This window comes from Solwaraspora sp. WMMA2080, from assembly GCF_027497395.1.
In the GTDB taxonomy this organism is placed as follows: domain Bacteria; phylum Actinomycetota; class Actinomycetes; order Mycobacteriales; family Micromonosporaceae; genus Micromonospora_E.
The window spans coordinates 1,997,409-2,021,210 of record NZ_CP114910.1 but is presented as its reverse complement, the minus strand read 5'-3'; the positions used below and the strand labels follow the sequence as shown (position 1 = coordinate 2,021,210).

Here is a 23,802-nt window from a genome sequence, read left to right as displayed (position 1 = left end):
ATCTCGATGAATATCGATCTAGCTGGGCGTCGGGCCCTGGTCACGGGTGCCGGCCACGGTATCGGAGCCGCTATCGCCGTAGCACTCGCCCGGGCCGGGGCGGACGTGGCCGTCCACCACGGACACTCCGCCGGTCCGGCCGCCGAAGTGGCCTCGGCCATCGAGACGCTGGGTCGCAAGACTGTCGTCCGGCAGGCCGACCTCACCCGGACCAGCGAGGTGGCCGATCTTGTCGGGGAGGCCACCAGCTTTCTCGGCGGTCTGGAGATCCTGGTCTGCAACGCGGGTGGAATGGTCGGCCGCAGCCCGGTGGCGGAGATGACCGACGAGCACTACGCCCAGGTCGTTGATCTCAACCTGGGTGCCACCTTCCGAACGGTGCGGGCCGCGATCCCGCACCTGCGGGCCGCCGGTACGGCGGGGCGGGTGATCACCATGTCGTCGTTGGCTGCGCACAACGGTGGCGGTGCCGGATCAGCGGTCTACGCGGCGGCGAAGGCGGGGGTGCGGGGCCTGACCAAGGGGCTCGCCAAGGAGTTGGCGACGACCGGGACCACGGTGAACGCGGTCGCCCCGGGATTCATCGGCGGCACCGCCTTCCACGAGACGTTCACCCCGGCACAGACTCAGGAAACGATCATCGCCGGGGTGCCGCTCGGTCGTGGCGGCCGGTCCGAGGACGTCGCCGGCGCAGTCGTGTGGCTCGCCTCCGAGTCGGCCTCCTACGTCACCGGGGCGACGATCGACATCGACGGTGGAGCCTGGTTCCGGTGACCGTGCCGACGCCGACCCTGCGTCCGCCGGTACTCCCGCCCGAGCGGGGCGGTTGGTGGCACGCGTACGTCTGCCCCGCGCACGGCGTGGAACTCGATCACGACCGGCTGCTCGACGGTGAGTTCCCGGATGCCGGCGCGCGGTGCCGCCACGGCTGCCGGATCGACGATCCGTCGGTGCGGGGTGGTTGGACCGTCCTGGCGCATCAGGCGAGTGCCCGGCGCATCCGGTTGCTCGCCCGGTCACCCCGGGACGACGACCGCCGCACGGCTGTCGACCTGCTGACCGCATACGCCCGCCAGTACGCGGCACTCGGCGCGGCACCGCACGACGGAGCCGCCGGCTGGATGCTGCGTGGTCGGCTGTTCCATCAGGCGCTGACCGAGGCGATCTGGGCGGTGACCATCGGCCAGGCCGCCGCAGCGCTGCGGGCGGGCGGTGAACCACTGCCCATGGAGGTGAACGAGTTGCTCCAAGCCCTCGTCGAGGCGGCCGGGCAGGCCCGCCAGGCGCTGGTCGACGCCGGCAAGTTCGAGTCCAACTACACCGCGTGGCTGATTGCCGCCGGCGCGGTCTGCTCGGGCCGCCCCGACTGGCTGACCGGTCGGCACGGGCTGTGTGACCACGTCTCGACGGCGATTCGTCCGGACGGGTGGGAGTGGGAGGCAGCCACCTACTACCACGGCTTCGTCCTGCGGGCGTACCTGTTGACGCTGCAGTCACTGCCGCAGACTCCGGTGCCACCGCAGACGCAGAGCCGACTCGCCGCCATGGCCACGGTGCTCGAGACCCTGGCCACCGACGGAGGTCTGCTACCAGCCCTGCACGACGGCCCGTACGACCGGCCACCGGCCCGGTACGAGCTGGACGAACTCCGGGAACTGCTGCCCCTGCTGGACCGGGGGCCGACGGAGCCGCAGCCGGTGACGATCTTTCCCGACGGGGGCTATGTGGTGCTGCGTGGATCGGGGCTGCACGCTGTCGCCGACTTCGGCCCGCACGGTGGCCCGCACGGGCACCGCGACAAGCTGGCCCTGTACCTGTACGGTGCCGACACTCCCTGGCAGCCCGACCCGGGTCAGGTGCCGTACGGCCACCGTGGCTGGCGGCACCACTACGCCTCGACCGCCGCCCATCCCACCTTCGCAGTCGACGGGCTCGAGCAGGCGGAGTGCACCGGGCATCTGATCGGGTACGACAGCAGCTCGGTCGCCATCGGCTGTGACACCGCGTATCCCGGGGTGACCGCCCGGCGCCACCTGACCCTGCGCGGCGGTGTGCTGGTCGACGAGCTGCGGGTGGAGACCGACCGGCCCCGCCGGATCAGCGCGCAGCTCAGACCGGATGTCGACCTGGCAATTCGGGCTACCGCCGACCGCACCCTGGAAACGGTCTGGCCCGGCCGGCAGACCCTGCGCGGCCGGCACACCGTCTCGGTCGACGCCGATGTCGTCTGCCGTCCCGGACCCGGACCGGCGGACGACCCGCAGCGTGTCCGCCGCTGGGTCGACTGGACCGCGAACGACGCGACCACGGTGACGTTCCGATCGATCTACCGGATGGAGAGCTGATGCAACCCCTGCTCATCGGTGACCGCCTCGGGCAACTGCGCGCGGCGCTCACCACCACCCACGCCGCCCAGTGGCGGCGGCTGTACGAGCAATGCGCCTGGTACCGCGGACAGAGTCCGCCCGCCGAGCATCCGACCGCGAGCATCACCTACCTCGGCCCGGCCGCGATGAACCTGGCCCTCGCCTACCGCCTCACCGGCCAGCCCGGCTACCTGCTCGAAGCCCGCCGCTGGATCGGTACCGCCGTGTCCTACCCGCACTGGGGCAAGGCGAAGATGCCCGACCACGACCTCGACGCGGGTTGGCTGCTGCACGGGCTGTCCCTGGCGTACTCCTGGCTGCGCGACGACCTGCCCGACGACGAGGCGGCGGCGCTGCGGGCGAAGCTCACTCTGCAGGGTGAGCGCCTGTACGCCTTCGCCGTCGAGACCGAAGGCTCCTGGTGGTCGTCGAGCTACTGGCAGAACCACAACTGGATCTGCTACGCCGGCCTGGCCGCCGCCGGATACGTCCTCGACGAACCACGATGGAGCGACCGGGCACGGGAGAACCTCGCGACGGTGCTGGACCTGATGCCGGGCGACGGATCGGACTCCGAGGGTGTCGTCTACTGGCGGTACGGCGTGCCCTGGCTGGCCATCCACCTCGACCTGCTGCAACACGCTGAAGGCATCGACTGGTGGCGGCGCGGCGACTTTCTGAGTCGCACCTTCGAATGGCGGCTGCACCAGTGCGCCCCCGGCTTCGAGGAGAACATCGACCACGGGGACTGCCACGACCGCCGGTCCGGGCACAGCGTCGCGCTCTACTACAAGCTCGCCGCCGCGTACCGCGACGGCCGCGCCCGCTGGCTCGCCGACCACGTCGCCGATCGGCACTTCTGGCGGGAGGCGTACGCCTCCGGCGTCAGACCGGGCGTGCTGCCGGAGGCCGGCTACGAACTGCTCTGGTACGACCCGCAGGTGCCGGCCGTGGAACCCGCCGACACGGTGCCGACCTCCGCTCACTTTCCCGACCTCGGACAGGTGACCGCCCGTACCAGCTGGCAGTCGGGCGCGGCCTTCGTCAGCTTCAAGGCGGCCCCTGGCGGGGGACACACCGCATGGGACACCGCCGAGCGGTTCCGCCGGGACAAGGGCTGGCAGACCCTCAACGCCGGTCACCACCACCCCGACGCCGGGGCGTTCGTGTTCGGCGCGCACGGCGAGTTCCTCGCCGTCGACGACGGGTACTGCAACCGTAAGCGGGCCGCCTACCACAACCTCGTCCTGGTCGACGGGCAGGGTTGGGCCGGCGAGGACCGCTACCAGGTCTACCAGGACCTGCCCCACGAGCGCCAGGCCCGCCTGCGGGACGTGCTCACCGGGGACGGGCTGGTGCACGCGACGGCCGAGTCTGCCGCGATGTTCGATCCGGCGCTCGGCGTCCGGCGCGTCGACCGGACACTTGTCTTCACCCCGGCCGGCCGGCTGGTCGTGCTCGACCTCCTCGCCGCCGACCAGCCACGCGAGTGGACCTTTCTGCTGCATTCGGACTGGCCGGCCGAGCTCGTCGGCGGCGACATCGTGCTCCGGTCCGGACCGGCGCAGGCGTACGTCCGCCAGGTCGTCCCGGACGCCGCCACCGTCAGTCAGGCGACGACGGAGATCGAGGCCAACCCCACCGGCAGTACGCCGAGTCTGCGGATCGTCCGCACCCTGCACACCGTTCGGGTCCAGGTGGCGCCGGTCGTCCGTACCCGGATCCTCACCAGCGTCGAACCGACCTGCGCGCTGGCCCCGCGCGCGGCCGTCGCCGAGCCGGTGGGCTGTGCCGAAGGAGTCGGGGTGCGGTTCGGGACCGACGGCGAGACGGTGCTGCTGGCGCCGGCCGACCGTCGGATCGACGGCGCCGACGTGCGGGCCGCCGCCGCCGCGGTGATCCTGCTGCCTGGCTCCGCCGACCGCCCGGCACAGGTGGGGGTGGTCGCGGCGACCCACGTGGACGTCGCTGGTCGCGATCTGGTACGCAGCGACGAACCGGTGACCGGGGTGCTGCCGTGGCCGGCCTGAGCGCCGCGCCGTCCGCCACCGGACGGGGGACGGCCCGGCGCCGAAGCGAGGTGGCGGCCGTCCAAGGTGGCTGGGCGGCCACCACGTTGCGGGTGCTGGAGTTCGGCGCCTACCCGGCGCTGGCGGGCTGTGCCCTGCTCCTGTTGAGTCTGGGCGTCGTCACCTGGCTTGCGGCGCTGGCCGCCACGGCACACGCGCTGCAGCAGTGGCGTACGGATGGACGGGCCCGGCCGTTCGTCGGTGCGCTGGCCATGTTCGGGCACTACTGGCGGCGGCTGTGGCGGCACTCGATCCTGTCCACGGTTGCCGCTGCGCTGTTGGCGGCCAACATCGTCTTCCTGGCCACCCGTTCAGGTGCCTACGCCGCAGCCCTGCTGGCCCTGCAGATCGGGCTGATCCTGGCACTGGTGCCGTACCACCTGGCACTGGCCGTCACCGCCGCCGGTGACCCCGACGGGGAAGCCGGACGCTGGGGACGTGCCGCGCTGCTGTTCGCCTTCGCCGCTCCCCGACGTGGGTTGGCCCTGCTCGCGGCTGCTGTCGCGGTGCCGCTCGTCACCGCGCCGCTCGCCTTCGGGCCGTTGCTGCTCGGTGCCACTCTGCCGCTGCTACTCGGCCTGCGGCTCGCGGACAGCACACGACGACGAGGCACCGTCACGGCGTGGGTCGGTACGACCGGCGACCGGTCCGATGCGGCTGTCGCGCGGGCGACGGAGCGTAACGGCAGACCCAGGGAGCGGGTTCGATGACCCTGACGATCCGTCCCGCCGCCGAGTGTCAGTTCGATCTGGTCTCTCTCGGTGAGGTGATGCTTCGTCTCGATCCCGGTGCGGGCCGGGTACGGACCGCACGCACCTTCGCCGTCTCGGAGGGCGGTGGCGAGTACAACGTCGCACGTGGGCTACGCCGGGCCTTCGGCCTGCGGACTGCCGTCGTCACTGCTCTGGCCGACAACGAGATCGGCCGGCTCGTCGAGGACCTGATACGTCAAGGGGGAGTGGACACCTCGTTGATCCGGTGGGTGCCCTACGACGGAGTCGGCCGTACCGTCCGTAACGGGCTCAACTTCACCGAACGTGGCGAGGGTGTGCGCGCCGCGGTTGGCACCTCGGACCGCGGCCACACTGCGGTCAGTCAACTCGGCTCCGACCAGATCGACTGGGACCACCTGTTCGGCACCCTCGGGGTCCGCTGGCTGCACACCGGTGGCATTTACGCGGGCCTGTCCGGTGCCGCCGCTGAGACCGCATCCACCGCCACCGCCGCCGCCCGCCGGCACGGCACAGTTGTCTCGTACGACCTGAACTACCGGTCGAGCCTGTGGCGCGACATCGGCGGCCAGGACCGGGCCCGACTCGTCAACCACCGCATCGCCCGGACGGTCGACGTGCTGATCGGCAACGATGAACACTTCCGTACCGTTCTCGGCGCCGGCCGATCGGACTCCGGCGTGGACCATTGCGAAGGCCGGTGGGAGGTGCCCGGCGACCGGGTCCGTCCCGACCTGGGCGATGTCCAGACGTCGCTGGAGCAGGTAGCCCGGAGCTACCCCGATCTGTCGATCGTGGCGGCGACGTTGCGCACCGTGCGGTCCGCCTCGGTCAACGACTGGGGGGCCGTCGCCTGGTCCGCTGACGCCGGCCCCGTCGCAGCCCGGTACCGACCGGGTCTGGAGCTTCTGGACCGGGTCGGCGGCGGCGACGGCTTCGCCGCTGGCCTTGTCTACGGCCTGCTGCGGCTCGGCGACCTGCGCATCGGTGTCGAGCTCGGTGCGGCGTACGGCGCGTTGGCGATGACCACGCCGGGGGACGCATCGATGGCCGCTCTGACGGAGGTCGAGGCATTGGCCGCCGGATCCAACGCCCGGGCACTCCGCTGAGTACCACCCGTCGTACGAGTGTCGTCCCAGGGCGAGGGCAGCCGGTGTCCTCCTCGGGGGAGGCGCCGGCCGGCCGCCGGCGCATGCGGTGGTCGTCCGGCCTGCGGATCATGGTCGCCGACACGTTCCTCATGGGGCTCGGCTTCTACGCCCTGGTCCCGCTGCTGGCGTACCACCTCCTGAACGACCTGGGGCTCAGCATCGCGCTCACCGGGTTGCTCGCCGGGGTACGGTCGGCCAGTCAGCAGGGCATGATGCTCTGGTCGGGGATGCTGGCCGACCGGTTCGGTCACCGTCGGGCGATCTGCGTGGGCGTGCTGCTGCGTGCCGCCGGCTTCGCCGCGTTCGGTGTCGTGGACGCCGTACCGGGACTTGCGGTCGCCTCGGTCCTGGCCGGCCTGGGCGGATCCCTCTTTCACCCGGCCAGCTATGCCCTGTACGCCGAGCTGACACCGGCGCCGTTGCGTACCCGTGCCTACGCCGTGCGGGAGATGGCCAGTAACGCGTCCTTCGTCCTCGGGCCCGCACTCGGTGGCCTCCTCGCGGCCACCAACTTCCCGGCACTGTGCATCGTCGCGTCCAGCCTGTTTCTGCTCGCCGGTGCGATCACCTGGATCGGACTGCGACCCGACCCTCCTACCGCCGAAACGTCGGTACGGATGTCCTCCCTGCACCGGTTGCGGACCGTTGCCCGAGATCGCGGGTTTCGACGGTTCGTTGTGGTCAGTGCTTTCGCATGGGCGCTGTTCAGTCAGCTCTACCTCGCCGTGCCGGTGCGGGTCGGTCAGGTTCTGCCGGGAGCGACGTCGCTGGGCCTGGTCTACACCGTCGCGGCGGTCGTCATGGTCGTGGCGACCGTCCCGTCGACCCGTCTTGCCGAGCGGTATCTGACGACCGGCCGGACGCTAGCCGTGGCCACGGTCATGCTCTCTGCCGGTCTGTTGCTGCTGGGTGTGCTGCCGGGACCGGCTGGAGTGGTCACCGGTGTCGTCGTCTTCACGCTCGGGCAGGTCCTGCTGCTACCGACGGTCAACGGCACCGTTTCGCGGCTGGCCCCGCCGGGCGCGGTCGCGTCCTACTTCGGTGCGAACGGACTGGTGCTCTCCCTCGGTGGACTGATCGGCAACCTGGGCGGCGGGTGGCTGCTCGACCTCGGCGACGACACCGGAAACTGGCTACCGTGGACGGTGTTCGCCGGCTGGGGCGCGGCGGCTGCGGTCGCTTACCTGTTGGTGCTCCGACCGTCAACACCAGTCAGGAGCGATTGAGCGTCGATGCGGCGGCCCACCTGGCCGGCCGCACCGACGCTCCTGCACCCCGACGATCCGGACCGGGTGCAGCCGTACGCCGACTAGACGAGTAGTTCCGAAGTCAGGGGTCGATGTCCGGGCATGAGGAGAGGGCATCCAAGATCATGTTGTGACGCAAGACCTGGACACCCTCTTGACCGCACTGTACGTGAAGATCGACGACAGCATCCGCACGCCCCGGTGGCGCGGCAGACCACCACTGCTGACCGACTCCGAACTGGTCTGCCTGGCCGTGGCGCAGGTCCTGCTCGGCGCCCGTTCCGAAGCCCACTGGATCCGCTACGCCCGGGTCCACCTGGCCGGCATGTTCCCCTACCTACCGCAGCGGCCCGGCTACAACAAACGGCTCCGCGCCGCCCTCCCGCTGATCAAGAAGACGATCCGGAACCTGGCCCGCGACAGCGACTTCTGGTTCGACAACCACTGGATCGTCGACTCCACCCCGGTGCCGTGCGGCATGTCCCGCCCCACCGTGCAACGTTCGGACCTGGCCGGCTGGGCCGGATACGGCTACTGCGCCTCCCACTCCCGGTTCTTCTGGGGACTGCGCCTGTACCTGGTCTGCACCCCGACCGGGATGCCGATCCTGTGGGCCCTGGCGAACCCGAAGATCGGCGAGCGGGAGGTCCTCGCCGCGATGCTGGAGGTCGAGGCCGGTGTCGTCGCCGAACACGACGGCATCCTGTTGATCAGCGACAAGGGCTTCGCGTCCGGACCACTCGAGCGGGAACTCGCCGACCAGGGCATCACCCTGCTACGCCCGTCACGCAAGCGGGAGAAGGCCCGCTACGGCGAACCGATGCTCAAGAAGGTCCGGCAGCTGATCGAGTCGGTCAACGACACCCTCAAGGGCCAGCTTGATCTTGAGGAACACGGTGGGCGGACCTTCGTCGGCGTCGCCGTACGGGTGGCCCAGCGACTCCTCGCGATGGCCGCCGCGATCTGGCACAACAACAAGACCGGCGCACCCGTCACCCGGTCCCTGATCGCCTACGACCACTGACGGGACTTCGGAACAACTCGTCTAGTACTTCGGGCTGGGACCGAAGCGGTTCGGGCCGGGGGTGCCGTCCTGCACGGTGAAGATCAGCATCACGAGGGGGCCGATCAGCGGGATCGGCGAGATCAGCACCCACCAGCCGGATCGTTCGGTGTCGTGCAGGCGGCGGACGGCGACCGCCAGCGAGGGCAGTGCGAGCGCGAGGAGGGCAACCACATAGAGAATGCCGAGGTTGCCCCCGTCCAAACCGGTCCCCAGCAGGAGGTCGAGGATCGACCCCACGATGGCGACGGCGGTCGAGAACAGGACGAACCACCAGTACTCGGCGCGGCGAGCCCGGCCGCTGAACCCTACGTACCGGGTCAGGGCCGAACGGACAGCTTCGGTGAACGACATGACGTTACTCCAGCATTGTGGACATATGAGCAGCGGTGCGGCATCAGGGTACGCGAGCGTCCGCCGCGCTCTGGCGTCCGATCCGTCAAACCCTGTCCGGGATGATCTCCCCGCACATCGAGCCCTCGGTCCCTTCGGTCGCAGCGTCGATCTCGAAGGTGTTCACCTGGATGCTGGGAACACCGCCTCGCCGTCTGCTGGTGCTGATAGCTTGTCCACCTTCTCCGTACTCCGCTGTACCAAACGTTCTTGCACGGCGGGCCGTTTGCTGGTCGACACCGCCCGGGTCGCGTCCGCCGAGGTCCGGCTACGCCCGTCCGCCCGTACAGTGGTCGCCGAGGTCGCCCGGTGCACACCGCCGGCTGCCGGGGTGGCCGCGACGCTCAGGCCGACCCGGTGAGGTTGTTGCACTCCGGGGCAAACCCGAGGTGCTTCCGAGGACGTGATGCCACAGGTGCATCTCGATGCATCTCTGGCATCAAGCTTAGCTGGTACCCCGACCCGGTGAGGTGACACTGCATCCACCGGCTGATGACCGGCAAGAGGAACGACGTCGACCCGGTCGAGGTCGAGCGGTGGATCACCGCCCGCATCGCCAAGCACAAGGGCAACCCGTCTTCGTCGAGCTCGGCAAGCGGCTCGCCGCCCGGCGCGAGAAGTACGCTCACGCGCAGCAGGCCAGTCTTGAATTCCTCAAGAAACTCTTCGCCCTCGCCCGTAACACCGTGGCTGCGGAAAAGGCCGCCGCCGGGGTTCCGCCCGAGGAGCAGGGGAAAGCGGCGCTCACCGAACTCTTCGAATCCCTCAAGGGCGAAGACACCCCCGATCATCGTCGATAACGTCGTCGACGAGGTCGACGAGGTGGTCCGCGCGGTCCGTTTCAGCGGATGGCAGGACACCTACGAGGGTGACCGTCTGGTCCAACAGGCACTGCGGAAGACCCTCTACATCAAGTTCAGGATCCGCGACAACGCCGTCTTCACCCGCGCACTCGACTACATCCGCGAGTACTATCAAGGCACGCCTTCAATAGAAGACTTGGTAACTACTCGTCTTGTCGTAGCTGGGGTTATCTGGCGCGGCGACAACCAGTAGCGTGGCAGGAGGTGCGATCCGGGGTGTGATCGCGTTTCCGTGCGACGAGGAGGTTCGGGATGGACCCCATGCCTGGGTTGACCTTCGGGCAGCGTCTGAAGGTCTACCGTGAACGATCCGGCAAGACCCGGGCCGTGCTTGGTGGCCTCGTCGGTCGCAGCGCCGAGTGGGTCAAGGCAGTGGAATCCGATCGAATCCTGCCGCCGCGCGTACACATGCTGGACCGCATCGCCCGCGTGCTGAAGGTGGATGTATCCGTGCTGGTCGGTGAGCTGGGCGGCCGCTCGGCCGTGGTGAACGGACCGGAGCATCCCGCACTGGCGTCGGTCCGTGACGCCGTGAATCGCACGGCACTGTTCAATGACGTCGCGCCACCGCCGCTGAACGAGATCCGCGAACGCCTCGCGGCGGCGTGGCGAGCACGCCATCAGGCGGCTGATCACCGTACGGTGCTGGGTGCACTGCTGCCCGAGCTGTTGCGGGATTTGCAGCGTGCGGCGCTGACGTACCAGGGCGACGAGCGACGGCAGGCGCAGGCGCTGCTGTCGCAGGTGCTGGGGCTGGCGCAGATGTTCCTGGCTTACCAGCCGGCGGCGGAACTCCTGTGGCGCGTCGCGGACCGTGCGATGGTCGCGGCTCAGGAGTCGGGGGATACCGAAGCATTGGCGTGCGCCGGTTGGTTTCTATGTCAGGTGCACCGGGATGCAGGAGACTGGGACACCGCTATGGCGGTGACGCTGGATGTCGTTTCGACGGTGGAACCTCAGATGGCCGAGTCGAGCGCGAACTTGCTCGCGTTGTGGGGAGCGCTGAACTTCGAGGCCGCCTACACCGCCGCCCGTGCCGGCGAGGAGGGCCGTGCCTGGCGGTACTGGGACCGCGCCGACCAGGTTGCTCAGCGACTTCCACGAGGCTTCTACCAGCAGCAGACGTCGTTTTCCCGGATCATCATGGGCGTGCATGCGGTGACGGTGGCCGTGGAGCTGCAGAAGTCCGGCGAGGCGGTGCGGCAGTCACGACGAATCGATCCTGCGGCAATCCCGTCGCGGCCCCGTCGAGCCCGACATCTGATCGAGGTAGCCCGTGGCCATCACGGCAAGGGCCACACCGAGGCGGCTGTGGCAACTCTGCGGCAGGCGTACGAGTCGGCGCCGGAGACAATTCGCTTCAACGGCTACGCCCGGCAGATCACCCTCGACCTGCTCGACGGGCCACGGGCGATGCGGGATGAGGCCCGTGACCTTGCGCTGAAGGTTGGCTTGCTCGCGTAGCTCGCCGTGAGCGCCGGCAATCACGACGAGCGGTGTTGACTGCGGCGACGCGGTACCAGGTACCGTCTGGCATGGCGGCGCGCCGGGAGGTAGAGGCCCCGACCGCGCCGCCGCCCAGCCTCTACCTGGGGAGACATCATGGATACGTTCGGATCACGGCTGCGGACATTTCGCGAACGCAGCGGTAAGACCCGGGCCGTGCTCGGCGGCCTCGTCGGCCGTAGTGCCGAGTGGGTCAAGGCCCTCGAATCCGGTCGGTTGCTTACCCCCCGGCTGCCGATGCTGCTGCGGCTCGCGGAAGTCCTGGACATCGACGACCTGTCCGTGCTGACGGGAGATCAGTCTCTTCCTGTAGCCTCAGTCACCCGTGCCGGCCACCCCGCCATCGACAGCATTGCTGCGGCAATGCACCGAACCACCCTTCCGGTCGGTGATCCGTTGGCGGCCGCTGCCCTTCGTGCTCGGGTGGACCAGGCGTGGATCGCCTGGCATCACGCCAGTGCTGAGCGGACTGCGGTTGCCGCGCTGCTGCCCAGGCTCCTTGTCGATGCCCGGCTCGCGGCACGTCTTCTCGACGGCGCCGATCGTCGACAGGCTGCGACCGAACTGGCTCGGGTCTACCATCTGGTGCAGTTGTACGCGGCGCACCAGCCACAGCCACAGCTGGTCTGGTTGGCGGCCGACCGGGCGATGCTGGCTGCCCAGGATGCGGACGACCCTGGCGCGATAGCTGCTGCCGCCTGGTATTACGCCCACGTGTATCGCTCCGATGGGCAGCCCGACGCCGCCGAGCAGGTGCTCGTGGACGCTCTCGATCTGTTGGACGGCAGCGGTGGTGACGATCAACTAGCCAGGTGGGGACAGTTGCAGCTGGGCTTGGCCCTGGGCCATGCGCGAGCCGGCCGGGCAGGGCAGGCCTGGCGCTACTGGGATTCGGCGGATTCCGTCGCACGTCGGTTGGGTACCGGGTACGTGCACCCGTGGTTGATGTTCGGTTCGGTGGTCGTCGACGCTTTCGGGGTGACTATCGGAATCGACCTTGCACGCCCGGGCGAGGCGGTGCGCCGGGCTACGGGGGTCGATTACTCGGCTTTACCGTCACGGACCCGGCGGTCCGGTGGACTGATCGACGCCGCTCGGGCGCATCTGATGCGACGGGACGAGGTAGCGGTGGTGCATCTTCTGGGCCGGGCCCTGCGCGAGTCGGTAGAAACTGTCCGCCACCAGCCGCACGCCCGGGGCATGGCCATGGAATTGGTAGGGCGAACCGGCGTGGTGGGCGAGGACGCCCGGGAACTCGCGCTGGCGATGGGAATCGATTGGTAGTTGTACCTGGGGTACAGATTGTCCCTCTTGGATGACCGGCCTGCTCATAGCGTGGTGTGTGGGCCCGACGCCGTACCCGCGATCGCCCTTTTCGCGCGTCGGGCCCGCCTAGCGGCGGCGGCCCAGGGTCGACACGGAGAGCCACCCCGGGTCGCCGCCCTCCACATGCCATGAGGGGGACATCGTGCTCGGAAAATGGTTTCAGCGGCCGGACGTCGTGATCGACGTGGTCTACCCGGTGCCGGGTCGTCGCCGGTACGCCGACCGGTGCGCGCCGCCGGACCGGCGGCCCGCCACCCGTACCGATCGGGCGGAGCGCCGTGGCGGTAACGCCGGCCGGCACTACCTGCCGTGACCGGGCCGGAGCCTTCCCGACCGCCGGAGCCGCTGCGGCCGCCCGGGTCGCATGAGCCGGCGCATGAGCCGTGTCGGCCTGCGTGGACGTGCGCGGTGTGCCCGGACGGCACGCCGTGGCCGTGTTCCCCGGCGCGGGTGCAGCTGACCGAGGCGTACGCCGTCGACCCGATCGGTCTGGCGGCGGGCCTGGCGGCGATGATGCCGCGCGCCGCCGACGAGGCCGGCATCGTCGACCCGGCGGAGCTGCACGAACGGTTCGTCTCGTGGACGTTCGCCGGCGCGGCCGCGCCGGCACCCGAGGTGAAGCGGCGGTGACGGTCGACGGTGGCGCCGTACGGGTCCGTGACGACCTGCCGATCGGTCGCCGGGTGGCGCAGTGGCGGGCCCGGCGGCGGATGACCCAGCAGGTGTTCGCCGACCGGATCGGCAAGTCGAAAAGCTGGGAAGGTCGAACGCGGTGCCCGCCGGTTGGACAGGTTCTCGGTGATCCACCAGATCGCCGAGGTGCTGCGGGTCGACCCGGCCGAACTCGTCGGCGCGGCCGGGTCGACGACCCCGCCACCGGGAGTCGGTTCGGCGGTGCCCGGGGTGGAGGCGGTGCGCGCCGCCCTCGCCTGCTACGACATCTTCGGCGTTGCTGCCGTCGCCGACACCGGCACGGCACCGCCGGATGTCGGAGCGACCACCCGGCGGGTCGAGCATGCCTGGCTGGCGTACCGGCACGCCCACTACCCGCAGCTGCTGCGAATGCTGCCCGACCTGCTCACCGCCGCGCGGCGGCGGCACGCCGCCGACCCGGTCGGTGGCGCGCAACCGCTGGTGCAGGTGTACCGGATCGCCTCGTCGGTGCTGGTCAAGCTCGACGAAACCGACCTGGCCTGGTTGGCGGCCGACCGGGCGATGACGGTCGCGTCGACCGCCGGTGATCCGCTGCTGGCGGCGACGGCGGCGGTGCCGCTGGGGCAGACGCTGCGGGCGGTGGGCCACGGCAGGTTGGCGATGTCGGCGACGATCGCCGCCGCGCACCGACTCGACCCGGCCGGCCCGGCCGACGACGGTCCGCCGCCGCGGCTGTCGGTGTACGGCACGCTGCTGCTGCAGGCCGCGTTGGCCGCCGCCGAATGCGACGACGCCGCCGCCGTGCGGGAGCTGACCGGGCAGGCCGGAGACGTCGCTGACCAGATCGGCGACGGTCATGACCACCAGTGGAGCGGGTTCGGGCCGACGGCGGTCGAGCTGGCCCGGGTGGCGGCGGCCGCCGACCTCGGCGAGGCGGAAGAAGCCGTACGCCGACACGATGTGCTGGTGCGGCGTTCCGGCTGGCGCGGGTTGCCGGCCGAGTACCGGGCGGCGTACCTGGTCGACGTAGCGCGGGCGGCACTGCAGTCCGGGGACCTGATCATGGCGGGCCGGTCGCTGGTCGACGCCGACCGGGTCGCGTCCGCCGAGGTCCGGCTGCGGCCGTCCGCCCGTACGGTGGTAGCCGAGGTCGCCCGGTGCGCGCCGCCGGCTGCCGGCGTGGCCGGACTGGCCGCGACGCTCGGGCTGACCCGGTAAGACTGAGTTGCTGGTGACCAGCCCGGATCAAGGAGCAGCGGACCAGCGGCGGCTGCCGTTCAGTTCGGCACTGGCACCGCTACCACGGTCACCAGACCCTCCAAGCCGGCGAAGTCGTCGGGGTTTGTGGTGTAGATCGGTAGGCGGTTGCCAATGGCAATACTCGCGATCATGAGATCTGCCGTACGTGCTCTCGGCTTGCGCCCTGCGGCCAGTACGGCTGCGACAACTCTGCCGAACGCCCGGGCCGCCTCAGCATCGAACGGAAGCGGGTCGAACTCCGACTCGGCCCGCTGGAGCACGTCCAACCGGCGCGCACGCTCTACTGGGTCGTCGGTGTGATGTGGGCCTGCGGACAACTCGGCGAGGGTGACTGCGCTGATCGACATCGTATCCGGAAGTCGGGCATGGTCGATTTGTCGGCGCAAGATCAGTATGTTGGTGTCGAGCAGCCCGTGGACTTCAGAGTTCATAAGGGTCCTGAAGCTCGTTTTCCATTGCGCTGTCCAGATCACTTCGGAACCGCGCCGCGTCGATGACCGGCGCGTTCGCAGACACCCCCGCGAACTGCTCCCGCGTCACCACTCGATGCCGACGCAGTGGGATCAGCTCCCCAATCGGGGTGCCGTTGCGGGTGACGACGAACGACTCGCCATGCGCGACGGCGTCCATGATTTGTCCGGATCTTGCCCGAAGATCCCGCTGCGTCAGTTCCGCTGCCATACCCGGACCCTAACATGATGTGGCACCAGGTGCTACGTGGTGGCACGATCGGTCGGGCGGAGTGGCGGGGTTGGCCGTGACGCTCGGGCGACCCGGTGAGGCTGTTGCACTCGTCCGGACTGCTGCTCTAGGGTCGCGCGGAAAGCGCTTGCCGACCCAGCGAGGAGGGCGCGTGCCGGCGACCAGTCCGAAGATCCACAGCGGCATGTGTTCCGTCACCCTGCGGCAGCAGCCGGCTTCGGCAGTGCTGGACGTCGCCGCACGGGCCGGCCTGCGTCGCGTCGAATGGGGCGCCGACGTGCACGTACCGCCGGGTGACACCCGCACCGCGACCTCGGTGCGCGACGCCGGCCTGGACCGGGGCGTCGGGGTCGCCTCCTACGGCTCCTACTTCCGGGCCGGCTCCGACCCGGACGAGGACTTTCCGGCCGTACTGGCGGCAGCGGTCGCGCTCGGCGCACCCCGGATCCGGATCTGGGCCGGCACCCTCGGCTCGGCGCAGGCCAGCGCCGACGAGCGCCGCGCGGTCGTGACCGCCACCCGGGCCGCCGCGCAGCGGGCCGCCGACGCCGGCGTCACCCTCGCCTTCGAGTACCACTCCGGCACGTTGACCGACACGGCCGAGTCGACGCTGCGGCTGCTCGCCGACGTCGACCATCCGGCGGTACGCACGTACTGGCAGCCGCCGCTCGACCTGCCCGACGCCGCCGCCGTCGACGACCTGCGGCAGGTGATGCCCTGGGTCGACGCGGTGCATGTCTTCTCCTGGTGGCCCGGCTACCAGCGACTGCCGTTGACCGCCCGCGACCGACTCTGGCGCGACGTTTTCGCCGAACTGCGCGGTGCCGGCCGCAACTTTGACACCCTGCTGGAGTTCGTGATCGACGACGATCCCGGCCGGGTCGCGATCGAAGCGGCAACGCTGACCCGGCTGATCACAACGGACCGTCGTGCCGGCTGAGCCAGACCCGGCGGCAGCAGCGGCAACGGCCGGGCCCGGGCCGCTCGCCCGTCGGTGGGCGGCGCTGGACCCGCAGCTGCGGACGGCAGCGCTCGGCCGGGCACGGCAGGTGTACGACATCGGCGGCACCGGCCGGGCGGCCTGGCCGCACGTCGACGAGGTCACCGAGCGGGCCATCGTGGCCGCCGCCGAGGCCGACCGGGGCACCGCCTGGCCCCGACTGCTGCTGTCCGACTACGCCCGCTACTGGCGCGACGGGGTCCGGACAGCGTACGAGCAGCCCGCCGGTGGGCTGCGGCGGCGTACCGCCACAGCCGCGCTGGCCGCCGCGCTGCACGGCCAGCCCTACCTCGACGAGGCCGCCGACGGGCTGCTGCAGCTCTGCGAGCAGACCACCTGGTGCTGGGCCGCGCACGAGCAGTTTGCCGCCGACCGCCGGCACGTGGTGCCCGACGTCGACCGGCCGTACCTGGACCTCGGGGCCGCCGAGACGGTGGCCGTGCTTGCCTGGGCCGACCTGATCCTCGGCGCGACGCTCGACGAGCGCACCCCGGGGCTGCGCCAGCGGATCCGCCGGGAGACCCGCGCCCGGGTGATCGAGCCGTTCCTGGGCAGCCGTGACTGGCACTGGCTCGGCCTGGACGGGCACCTGCACAACTGGAACCCGTGGATCCACGGCCATCTGCTGGCCGCCGCGTTGTTCCTGGTCGACGACGCGGACATTCGGACCCAGGTGGTCGACCTTGTCGTCGACGGGCTCGACCGCTACCTCGGCTCGCTGCCCGCCGACGGCGGCTGCGACGAAGGCTACGCGTACTGGTGGAACGGCCCGGCCCGGCTGGCCGAAGCGCTCGACCTGCTCGACCGGGTCCTCGACGGGCGGTTGGATCCGTGGCGGTGGGCGCCGCTGCCGCAGCTGGCCCGCTACCCGCACCGGATGGCCCTCGGCGGCGGCTGGTACGTCAACGTCGGCGACGGCCCGGCCCGGCCGAGCGACGCGCAGCCGTGGCAGGTCCTGCACCGCTGGGGCCGGGCCACCGGCGACCGGCAGGTGATCGACTTCGCGGCCAGTCACCGTACCCTGGGCGAACCGGCCGTGACGGTCGCCGCCGGGCTGGGCCGGGCGGTACGCGGGCTGACGGATTCGCGGTGGTTCACCCAACCACCGACCGCTCCGCCGCTGCCGGTCACCACCTGGCTGCCCGACCTGCAACTACTGGTCAGCCGGGAACGGGCCGGCAGCTCGGCCGGGCTGACCGTCGCGGTCAAGGGTGGGCACAACGACGAGAACCACAACCACAACGACGTCGGCTCGTACCTCGTCGCCCTGGACGGGTGCCCGGTGCTGGTCGACCTCGGCCAGCCCACCTACACCGCGATCTCGTTCACCGACCGCCGGTACGAACAGTGGGTCACCCGCAGCCAGTGGCACAACCTGCCGGTCGTCGGCGGTCACGGTCAGGCCGCGGGCCGCGACTTCCGGGCGTCGGCGGTCGCCGTCGACACCGGTGCCGACGCCGACGCGCTGCGCCTCGACCTGGCTGGTGCCTACCCGCCGGAGGCCGGCTGTCGGTCCTGGCGGCGGCAGGTGCGGCTGGACCGACGCCGGTCGACGGTGACCGTCACCGAGCGGTGGCGCGTCGACGACCCGACCGGGCTGCGGCTGCACCACGTCCTCGCCGGCGAGCCGCTGGCCCACGTCGCCGGGCGGCTCGCCGTACGGGCCCTGGCCGGCGGGATCCTCGTGCTGACCTGGGAACCGCAGCTCGGTGCCGGTCGGCTGGACCGGCAGCCGGTCGACGACCCGCTGCTGCGCGACGTCTGGGGCGACGCCGTGCACCGGCTGGTGCTCACCCTGCCGGCCCAGCGGACCGGCTCCGTCACCGTGACCGTCTCCGGAGGTCCCGAATGAACGCCGATGACCAGGCTGCCGAGGAGCAGATCGCCGACGACCGGCGGCTGTCCCCGTACACCGGTTACACCCGCGCGCACTGGGGGGCGGCCGCCGACCGGATGCTGCTGGCGCTGCGTCCGTACGCCTCGCCCGACCACGCCCGGATCGGCCTGCCCGGCCGGCCGAGCGCCTACGGACCGGACAGCGACTCGCTGGAGGCGTTCGCCCGGTCGTTCCTGCTGGCGGCGGTCCGGCTACGCGGCGAGGCCGGCGCCGACCCGCACGGGCTGGCCGACTGGTACGCCGCCGGGCTGCGCGCCGGCACCGACCCGATCTCGCCGACCGCCTGGCCCCGCCCGGACCGACTGGACCAGGCCAAGGTCGAAGCCTGCTCGATCGCGCTCGGTCTGCACCTGACCCGCCCCTGGCTGTGGGACCGGCTCGACGAGGCGACCCGGCAGCGGACCGTCGACTGGCTCGGCAGCGTCGTCGGGCAGCGGTACCCGCCGATCAACTGGGTGTGGTTCCAGATCGTCGTGGAGACCTTCCTGCGCTCGGTCGGCGGCCCCTGGTCGACTGAGGACATCGAATCCGGGCTGCGGGTGCACGAGTCGCTGTACCGGGCCGACGGCTGGTACTCCGACGGACCGGAGCGGTCCTACGACCACTACGTCGGCTGGGCGTTGCACGTCTATCCGCTGCTCTGGGCCGACCAGGCCGGTGAGCTGTGCCCCGACGGGCTGCGTCAGGCGTGGCGTCAGCGGCTCGCGACGTTCCTCGACGACGCGGTCCGGCTGATCGGGGCCGACGGGTCGCCGCTGATGCAGGGCCGCAGCCTGGCGTACCGGTTCGCGGCGGCCGCACCGCTGTGGGTCGGGGCGATGACCGGCGCGACCGAGGTGGCGCCGGGGGTGTTGCGCCGGGCGGCGAGCGGGATGCTGCGTCACTTTCACGACCACGGGGCACCGGACCGGCGTGGCCTGCTGCCCATCGGCTGGCACCATGAATGGCCGGCGATGGCCCAGTCGTACTCGGGGCCCGGGTCGCCGTACTGGGCGGCGAAGGGGATGCTGGGGCTGGCCCTGCCGGCCGATCATCCGGTGTGGACGGCGACCGAACAGCCGTTGCCGGTCGAGCGGGCGGACCTGCTGGTGGCGGTGCCGACGCCGGGCTGGCTGGTCACCGGCACCCGCCGTGACGGTGTGGTCCGGGTGGTCAACCACGGCACCGACCACTCGGTGCCCGGCGACGAGCGCGCCGACTCGCCGCTGTACGCCCGGCTCGGCTATTCGACGGCGACGATGCCGCCGCTGACCGGGGCCACCGTTGGCGACCCGTCGGACAATTCGGTCGCCGTCGTCGACGCGACGGGCCGGCGCAGTCACCGCAACGGGTTCGTGACGGTCGACTGCCGGCTGGTCGACGGGGTCGGTTGGGCGGTGTCGCGGGCCGACGCCCACTGGGTCGACACCGACGATGACGCCGGCCCGGACCACGGGTCCGGCCGGCGGGGCCGGCTGCGCCGGGGCCCGGTGGTGACGGTGGCCTCGGCGGTGCGCGGCCCGACCGAGGTGCGGCTGGCCCGGGCCGACTCCGCCGACGGTCTCGACGGCGGCACCGGGCTGGAGTTCAGCGGCTGGCCGGTCGCCGGTGACGTACCGCCGCCGGCGCGTACCGGCGACGACCCGCCGGTGTCCGTCGTGGCCGGTGCCGCGGTGACGTCCCGGCTGGTCGGCCTGACCGGCTTCGAGCATGCGCTGGTACGCCGCGAGCGGGGTACCTCGCCGCTGGGTGATCAGGTGGCGGTGCCGGTGTTGCGGACCGCCGCCGCGCCGACACCCGGCCGGGTGTACGTCGCCGCCGTGACCCTGACCGGCGCCGGGGGAGACCCGGCCGACGCGGCGGTGCCGGTGGTGACGGTGACGGCCGGCGGCGCGGGCGACTCGGTCGACATCCGCTGGCCGGACGGTCACGCCTCGACGCTGCTGCTGCCGGCCGCGCCGGGGTGAGCTCAGCGGGTCGGCCGGGGCGTGGACGAGTCACGGATCACCAGTTCGGGGGTGATCAGCACCCGTTGCACGGGGCGGCGTCGGCCCTCGACCAGCCGGGCCACCATCAGCTCGACCGCCACCCGGCCCACCTGGCTCTTCGGTGGGCGGACGGAACTGAGCGCCGGCTCGGCCAGGTGTGCCACCTCGTCGTCGTAGGAGACCAGGGCGAGCTGGTCGGGGATCGGCACGCCCTGCTCGGCGCAGTACTGCGCGACCGACATGGCGTCCGGGTCGCCGTGCACGATCAGCGCGGTGACGCCTTCGCGGCGGCACCGCCGCAGCACGTCGCCGATGATCCCCCGGTGCCCCGGGGAGTCCAACGCGACCGCCTCCCGGATGACCAGGTCGGCGGGCAGGCCGAGGTCCGCACAGGCCAGCGCCCAGCCCTGGGCGAGGTGGGCGGAGGTGGGGCTGCCCTTGGACAGCACCAGCCCGATCCGGCGGTGGCCGTGTTCGTGCAGGTGCCGTACGGCCATCTCCAGGCCGAGGGCGTGGTCGCTGCGGACCCATTCGAGCTGGCGCAGGGTCGGGGTCCACCGGGGGGCCTGCCGTTCCACCAGGATCGTCGGCACCGGCAGGTTGCCGATCCAGGCGATCATGTCGGCGGTGCCGTCGGTGTCGAGGCTGGGTGCCAGCAGCAGACCCTGCACCTGCTGCGCGTCGATCAGCCGGGTGATCTGCCGGCGGTCCTCGGTCGGGTCGTAGCTCGACCCGCGCAGCTGGATGTGCACGCCGAGCGAGGCGGCGGCGCTGCGGGCGCCGGTGACGATCTGCGGCCAGTAGTAGTCCAGTGACGGCACGACCATGCCGATGGTGAACCGGGTCGGTGCCACCCGGGGCCGTCGCGGTGCGGGCCCGAGCTGGGTGGGCAGCGTGGCGCCACCGTGCACCCTGGTCAGCAGGTTGCTCTCGGCCAGGGCGGCGATGTCGCGCCGGACGGTCAGCTCGCTGACCCCGAGCAGCGGGGCGAGGTCGGCCACTCGTACCGAGCCGTGTCGGCGCAACTCCTCCAGCAGCCGCTCCCGGCGCTGCAGGTTGAACATCCGATCCGCCGGCATGGGCACTCCCGTCCATGTTCGTTCGCGAACGTTTCCGACCGAATGAGATCGGCTGGTAGCGAGCATGTTCACCGAAGGTTAACCATGTCACATCGGCGAATCCAGCAGGTCCCCACGACGTCGGACGTCGGCCGGAGATTCGCCACCCGAGGAGACACGTTGACGGTGCACACCCCGCCGCAGGCGCTCGTCGTGATGGACCGGGACTCCTACCGGGCCCACTTCGACGAGGCTCGGCTGGAGCGCCTCGGCCGCGTCGTCGTCCTGGCCGATCCGGTCTGGGCCGACGAACTCGACTCGCCTGCCGTGCGCGCCCGACTGGCCACGGTCGAGACGCTGGTGACGTCCTGGGGAGCACCCCCGCTGACCAGGCAGCGGCTGGACACCGCGCCGGCCCTGCGCGCCGTCTTCCACGCCGCCGGCAGCGTCCGCTCCCTGGTGACCGACGAGGTGTGGCGGCGCGGCATCCAGGTCAGCACCGCCGCCGACGCCAACGCCGTGCCGGTCGCCGAGTACACCCTGGCCGCGATCATCTTCGCCGGCAAGAAGGTGCCGTTCATCGCCGCCGACCCCGACCGGGCGTACCGGGGATGGAGCCACCACCACGGGCACGGCGACCTGTCCAACTACCGCCGGACCATCGGCGTCGTCGGCTTCTCCCGGATCGGCCGGCGGGTCGTCGACCTGATCGGCTGCCTCGACTCGGCCCGCTGCCTGGTCGCCGACCCGTACGCCGACCCGGCCGAGGTCGCCGCAGCCGGCGCGACCCTGGTCGAGCTGGCCGAGCTGCTGCCGCACAGCGACATCCTCACCCTGCACGCGCCCGAGCTGCCCAGCACGCACCGCATGATCGGCGCGGCCGAACTCGCGCTGCTGCCCGACCACGCGACCGTGATCAACACGGCCCGGGGCAGCCTGGTCGACCCGGCGGCGCTCGCCGCCGAGTGCCGCTCCGGCCGGCTGTACGCGATCCTCGACGTCACCGACCCCGAACCGCTACCCGTCGACGCCGCCCTGCGCGGCAGCCCGAACGTCATGGTAAGCCCGCACCTGGCCGGTTCCCTCGGCACCGAGATCCACCGGCTTACCGACCACACCCTCGACGAACTCGTCCGCTGGACCGTCGGGGAACCGCTGCATGCCGAAGTCACCCCGGACGCGTTCACGTTGCACGCCTGACCGGCCGGGCTCCGTACCCCCACGAAACCCCGCACCCTCCGCAAAAGGAGTCACCTGATGAACCGACACACCGGCAGGATGAACCGACACATCGGCAGGGCGGTGGCCGCCGCCACCGCACTGGTTCTCGTCACCGCCGGCTGCGGCGGTGGCGACGAGCCGGCCGTCGGCGACGACGGCCGCGAGATCCTCACCATCGCCCTGTGGAACTACGACAGCACCCCCGAGTTCGCGGCCCTGATCGACGGGTTCGAGGCCGCCCACCCGGACATCGACGTGCAGCCGGTCGACATCCTCGCCGACGACTACTCCGAGAAGGTCACCACCATGCTGGCCGGCGGTGACCAGACCGACGTGCTCACCATGAAGAACGTCACCGACTACTCCCGCTACGCGCTGCGTGGCCAGTTGGCGTCGGTCGCCGACGAGGCGGCCGACCTCGACCAGAGCAGGTATCTCGGCCTGGAGCCGTTCGACCTCGACGGGGACTACTTCGCGCTGCCGTACCGGCAGGACTTCTGGGTGCTGTACTACAACAAGGCCATGCTCGCCGACACCGGCGCCGACCTGACCAGCCTCACCTGGGCCGAGTACGCCGACCTGGCCAAGCAGCTGACCAGCGGCAGCGGCCAGGACACCGTCTACGGCACCTACCACCACACCTGGCGCTCCATCATCCACTCGACGGCGGCGGCGCAGAGCGGCGGCGACCTCGTCGGCGGCGAGTACGGCTTCCTCAAGGACCGCTACCAGATGGTGCTCGACCTGCAGGACGCCGGTGCCACACTGCCGTGGGCGACCGCGTCGACGCAGAAGGTCCAGTACCACACGATGTTCTCCACCGGGCAGGCCGCGATGCTGCCGATGGGCACCTGGTACGCCGCCCGGTTGATCGAGGAGAAGAAGGCCGGCGACATCGACGTCGACTGGGGCATCGCCCCGCTGCCGCAGGTCACCGAGGGCGGCCCGGTCACCACCTTCGGCTCGCCGACCGCGTTCGCGGTCAACAACAAGGCCCGCAACTCCGAGGCCGCCCGGACCTTCGTCGCCTGGGCCGCCGGCCCCGAGGGCGCGGCGGCGATCGCCAGCATCGGCGTCTACCCGGCCTACTCCGACGAGACGATCACCGAGACCTACTTCGGTGTCGACGGCATGACCAACGACGAGGTCGCCCAGGCGGCGTTCCAGCCCGACGAGGTGATGCTGGAGATGCCGGTCAGCGAGAAATCCTCCGATGTGGACGTCATCCTCACCGAGGAGCACGAGCTGATCATGATCGGCGAGCGGTCCGTCGACGACGGGCTCGCCGAGATGGGCGAGCGGGTCACCTCCGAGGTCGACTGACCCGC

Annotated in this window: 24 protein-coding genes; 20 read left to right on the top strand and 4 right to left on the bottom strand. The window is 71.1% G+C overall.

The window, feature by feature from the left end; all coding sequences use genetic code 11:
* Window positions 1-6 precede the first annotated feature (6 nt).
* The 7 genes from O7543_RS09140 to O7543_RS09110 all read left to right on the top strand — a co-directional run bounded on the left by O7543_RS09140 (window position 7) and on the right by O7543_RS09110 (window position 8,588).
* Complete coding sequence (locus tag O7543_RS09140; protein ID WP_281554215.1) at window positions 7-774, top strand: SDR family oxidoreductase; 768 nt, start codon at window positions 7-9, stop codon at window positions 772-774.
* Window positions 771-2,345: a heparinase II/III family protein gene (locus O7543_RS09135; protein WP_281554216.1), complete on the top strand. Its 1,575-nt coding sequence runs from the start codon at window positions 771-773 to the stop codon at window positions 2,343-2,345. The genes O7543_RS09140 and O7543_RS09135 overlap by 4 nt, the downstream gene beginning before the upstream one ends.
* Window positions 2,345-4,396 carry a heparinase II/III family protein gene (locus O7543_RS09130; RefSeq protein WP_281554217.1) on the top strand — a complete coding sequence of 684 codons (2,052 nt, stop codon included), beginning with the start codon at window positions 2,345-2,347 and terminating at the stop codon, window positions 4,394-4,396. Before O7543_RS09135 ends, O7543_RS09130 begins: the two co-directional genes overlap by 1 nt.
* Window positions 4,384-5,145 carry a hypothetical protein gene (locus O7543_RS09125; protein WP_281554218.1) on the top strand — a complete coding sequence of 254 codons (762 nt, stop codon included), beginning with the start codon at window positions 4,384-4,386 and terminating at the stop codon, window positions 5,143-5,145. The genes O7543_RS09130 and O7543_RS09125 overlap by 13 nt, the downstream gene beginning before the upstream one ends.
* The gene (locus tag O7543_RS09120) at window positions 5,142-6,275 is read left to right on the top strand and encodes a sugar kinase (RefSeq protein ID WP_281554219.1); all 1,134 of its coding nucleotides are present in this window, start codon (window positions 5,142-5,144) and stop codon (window positions 6,273-6,275) included. Before O7543_RS09125 ends, O7543_RS09120 begins: the two co-directional genes overlap by 4 nt.
* 44 nt (window positions 6,276-6,319) lie before the next feature.
* Window positions 6,320-7,543: an MFS transporter gene (locus O7543_RS09115; RefSeq protein WP_281554220.1), complete on the top strand. Its 1,224-nt coding sequence runs from the start codon at window positions 6,320-6,322 to the stop codon at window positions 7,541-7,543.
* A 151-nt stretch (window positions 7,544-7,694) separates the two neighbouring features.
* Complete coding sequence (locus O7543_RS09110) at window positions 7,695-8,588, top strand: IS982 family transposase (protein WP_281553035.1); 894 nt, start codon at window positions 7,695-7,697, stop codon at window positions 8,586-8,588.
* A 21-nt stretch (window positions 8,589-8,609) separates the two neighbouring features.
* Here the strand turns inward: O7543_RS09110 and O7543_RS09105 are convergent, their stop codons facing one another.
* A complete protein-coding gene (locus O7543_RS09105; protein WP_281554221.1) occupies window positions 8,610-8,981 on the bottom strand; it encodes a DUF805 domain-containing protein in 372 nt (123 codons plus the stop codon).
* 265 nt (window positions 8,982-9,246) lie between these two features.
* On the opposite strand from O7543_RS09105, the gene O7543_RS09100 reads away from it, so the two are divergent.
* The 8 genes from O7543_RS09100 (at window position 9,247) to O7543_RS09065 (ending at window position 14,587) form a co-directional block, all read left to right on the top strand.
* Window positions 9,247-9,381 carry a hypothetical protein gene (locus O7543_RS09100; protein WP_281554222.1) on the top strand — a complete coding sequence of 45 codons (135 nt, stop codon included), beginning with the start codon at window positions 9,247-9,249 and terminating at the stop codon, window positions 9,379-9,381.
* 175 nt (window positions 9,382-9,556) lie between these two features.
* Complete coding sequence (locus O7543_RS09095; RefSeq protein ID WP_281554223.1) at window positions 9,557-9,820, top strand: hypothetical protein; 264 nt, start codon at window positions 9,557-9,559, stop codon at window positions 9,818-9,820.
* Between the two features lie 22 nt (window positions 9,821-9,842).
* Window positions 9,843-10,076 (top strand): hypothetical protein, encoded by a 234-nt coding sequence (locus O7543_RS09090; protein ID WP_281554224.1) that lies wholly within the window; start codon window positions 9,843-9,845, stop codon window positions 10,074-10,076.
* A 59-nt stretch (window positions 10,077-10,135) separates the two neighbouring features.
* The gene (locus O7543_RS09085; protein ID WP_281554225.1) at window positions 10,136-11,347 is read left to right on the top strand and encodes a helix-turn-helix transcriptional regulator; all 1,212 of its coding nucleotides are present in this window, start codon (window positions 10,136-10,138) and stop codon (window positions 11,345-11,347) included.
* Window positions 11,348-11,485: 138 nt separating this feature from the next.
* Window positions 11,486-12,673, top strand: coding sequence for a helix-turn-helix transcriptional regulator (locus tag O7543_RS09080; protein ID WP_281554226.1), 1,188 nt, complete (start codon window positions 11,486-11,488; stop codon window positions 12,671-12,673).
* 184 nt (window positions 12,674-12,857) lie between these two features.
* The gene (locus O7543_RS09075; protein WP_281554227.1) at window positions 12,858-13,028 is read left to right on the top strand and encodes a hypothetical protein; all 171 of its coding nucleotides are present in this window, start codon (window positions 12,858-12,860) and stop codon (window positions 13,026-13,028) included.
* 137 nt (window positions 13,029-13,165) lie between these two features.
* Complete coding sequence (locus O7543_RS09070; protein WP_281554228.1) at window positions 13,166-13,345, top strand: hypothetical protein; 180 nt, start codon at window positions 13,166-13,168, stop codon at window positions 13,343-13,345.
* Between the two features lie 153 nt (window positions 13,346-13,498).
* Window positions 13,499-14,587: an XRE family transcriptional regulator gene (locus O7543_RS09065; protein WP_281554229.1), complete on the top strand. Its 1,089-nt coding sequence runs from the start codon at window positions 13,499-13,501 to the stop codon at window positions 14,585-14,587.
* 59 nt (window positions 14,588-14,646) lie between these two features.
* Here the strand turns inward: O7543_RS09065 and O7543_RS09060 are convergent, their stop codons facing one another.
* Window positions 14,647-15,060 (bottom strand): type II toxin-antitoxin system VapC family toxin, encoded by a 414-nt coding sequence (locus O7543_RS09060; protein ID WP_281554230.1) that lies wholly within the window; start codon window positions 15,058-15,060, stop codon window positions 14,647-14,649.
* Window positions 15,050-15,310 (bottom strand): type II toxin-antitoxin system prevent-host-death family antitoxin, encoded by a 261-nt coding sequence (locus O7543_RS09055; protein ID WP_281554231.1) that lies wholly within the window; start codon window positions 15,308-15,310, stop codon window positions 15,050-15,052. The genes O7543_RS09060 and O7543_RS09055 overlap by 11 nt, the downstream gene beginning before the upstream one ends.
* A 172-nt stretch (window positions 15,311-15,482) precedes the next feature.
* Here O7543_RS09055 and O7543_RS09050 point away from each other — a divergent pair, with 172 nt between their 5' ends.
* The 3 genes from O7543_RS09050 to O7543_RS09040 are packed head-to-tail and all read left to right on the top strand — an operon-like array spanning window position 15,483 to window position 20,174.
* Window positions 15,483-16,271 (top strand): TIM barrel protein, encoded by a 789-nt coding sequence (locus O7543_RS09050; protein ID WP_281554232.1) that lies wholly within the window; start codon window positions 15,483-15,485, stop codon window positions 16,269-16,271.
* Window positions 16,261-18,183 (top strand): heparinase II/III family protein, encoded by a 1,923-nt coding sequence (locus tag O7543_RS09045; RefSeq protein WP_281554233.1) that lies wholly within the window; start codon window positions 16,261-16,263, stop codon window positions 18,181-18,183. Before O7543_RS09050 ends, O7543_RS09045 begins: the two co-directional genes overlap by 11 nt.
* Window positions 18,180-20,174, top strand: coding sequence for a DUF2264 domain-containing protein (locus tag O7543_RS09040; protein ID WP_281554234.1), 1,995 nt, complete (start codon window positions 18,180-18,182; stop codon window positions 20,172-20,174). Before O7543_RS09045 ends, O7543_RS09040 begins: the two co-directional genes overlap by 4 nt.
* Before the next feature lie 2 nt (window positions 20,175-20,176).
* Here the strand turns inward: O7543_RS09040 and O7543_RS09035 are convergent, their stop codons facing one another.
* The gene (locus O7543_RS09035; RefSeq protein ID WP_281554235.1) at window positions 20,177-21,274 is read right to left on the bottom strand and encodes a LacI family DNA-binding transcriptional regulator; all 1,098 of its coding nucleotides are present in this window, start codon (window positions 21,272-21,274) and stop codon (window positions 20,177-20,179) included.
* A 165-nt stretch (window positions 21,275-21,439) separates the two neighbouring features.
* Between O7543_RS09035 and O7543_RS09030 the strand changes: the two genes are divergently transcribed.
* A complete protein-coding gene (locus O7543_RS09030) occupies window positions 21,440-22,453 on the top strand; it encodes a hydroxyacid dehydrogenase (RefSeq protein ID WP_281555535.1) in 1,014 nt (337 codons plus the stop codon).
* A gap of 57 nt (window positions 22,454-22,510) precedes the next feature.
* A complete protein-coding gene (locus tag O7543_RS09025) occupies window positions 22,511-23,797 on the top strand; it encodes a sugar ABC transporter substrate-binding protein (RefSeq protein ID WP_281554236.1) in 1,287 nt (428 codons plus the stop codon).
* Window positions 23,798-23,802 lie beyond the last annotated feature (5 nt).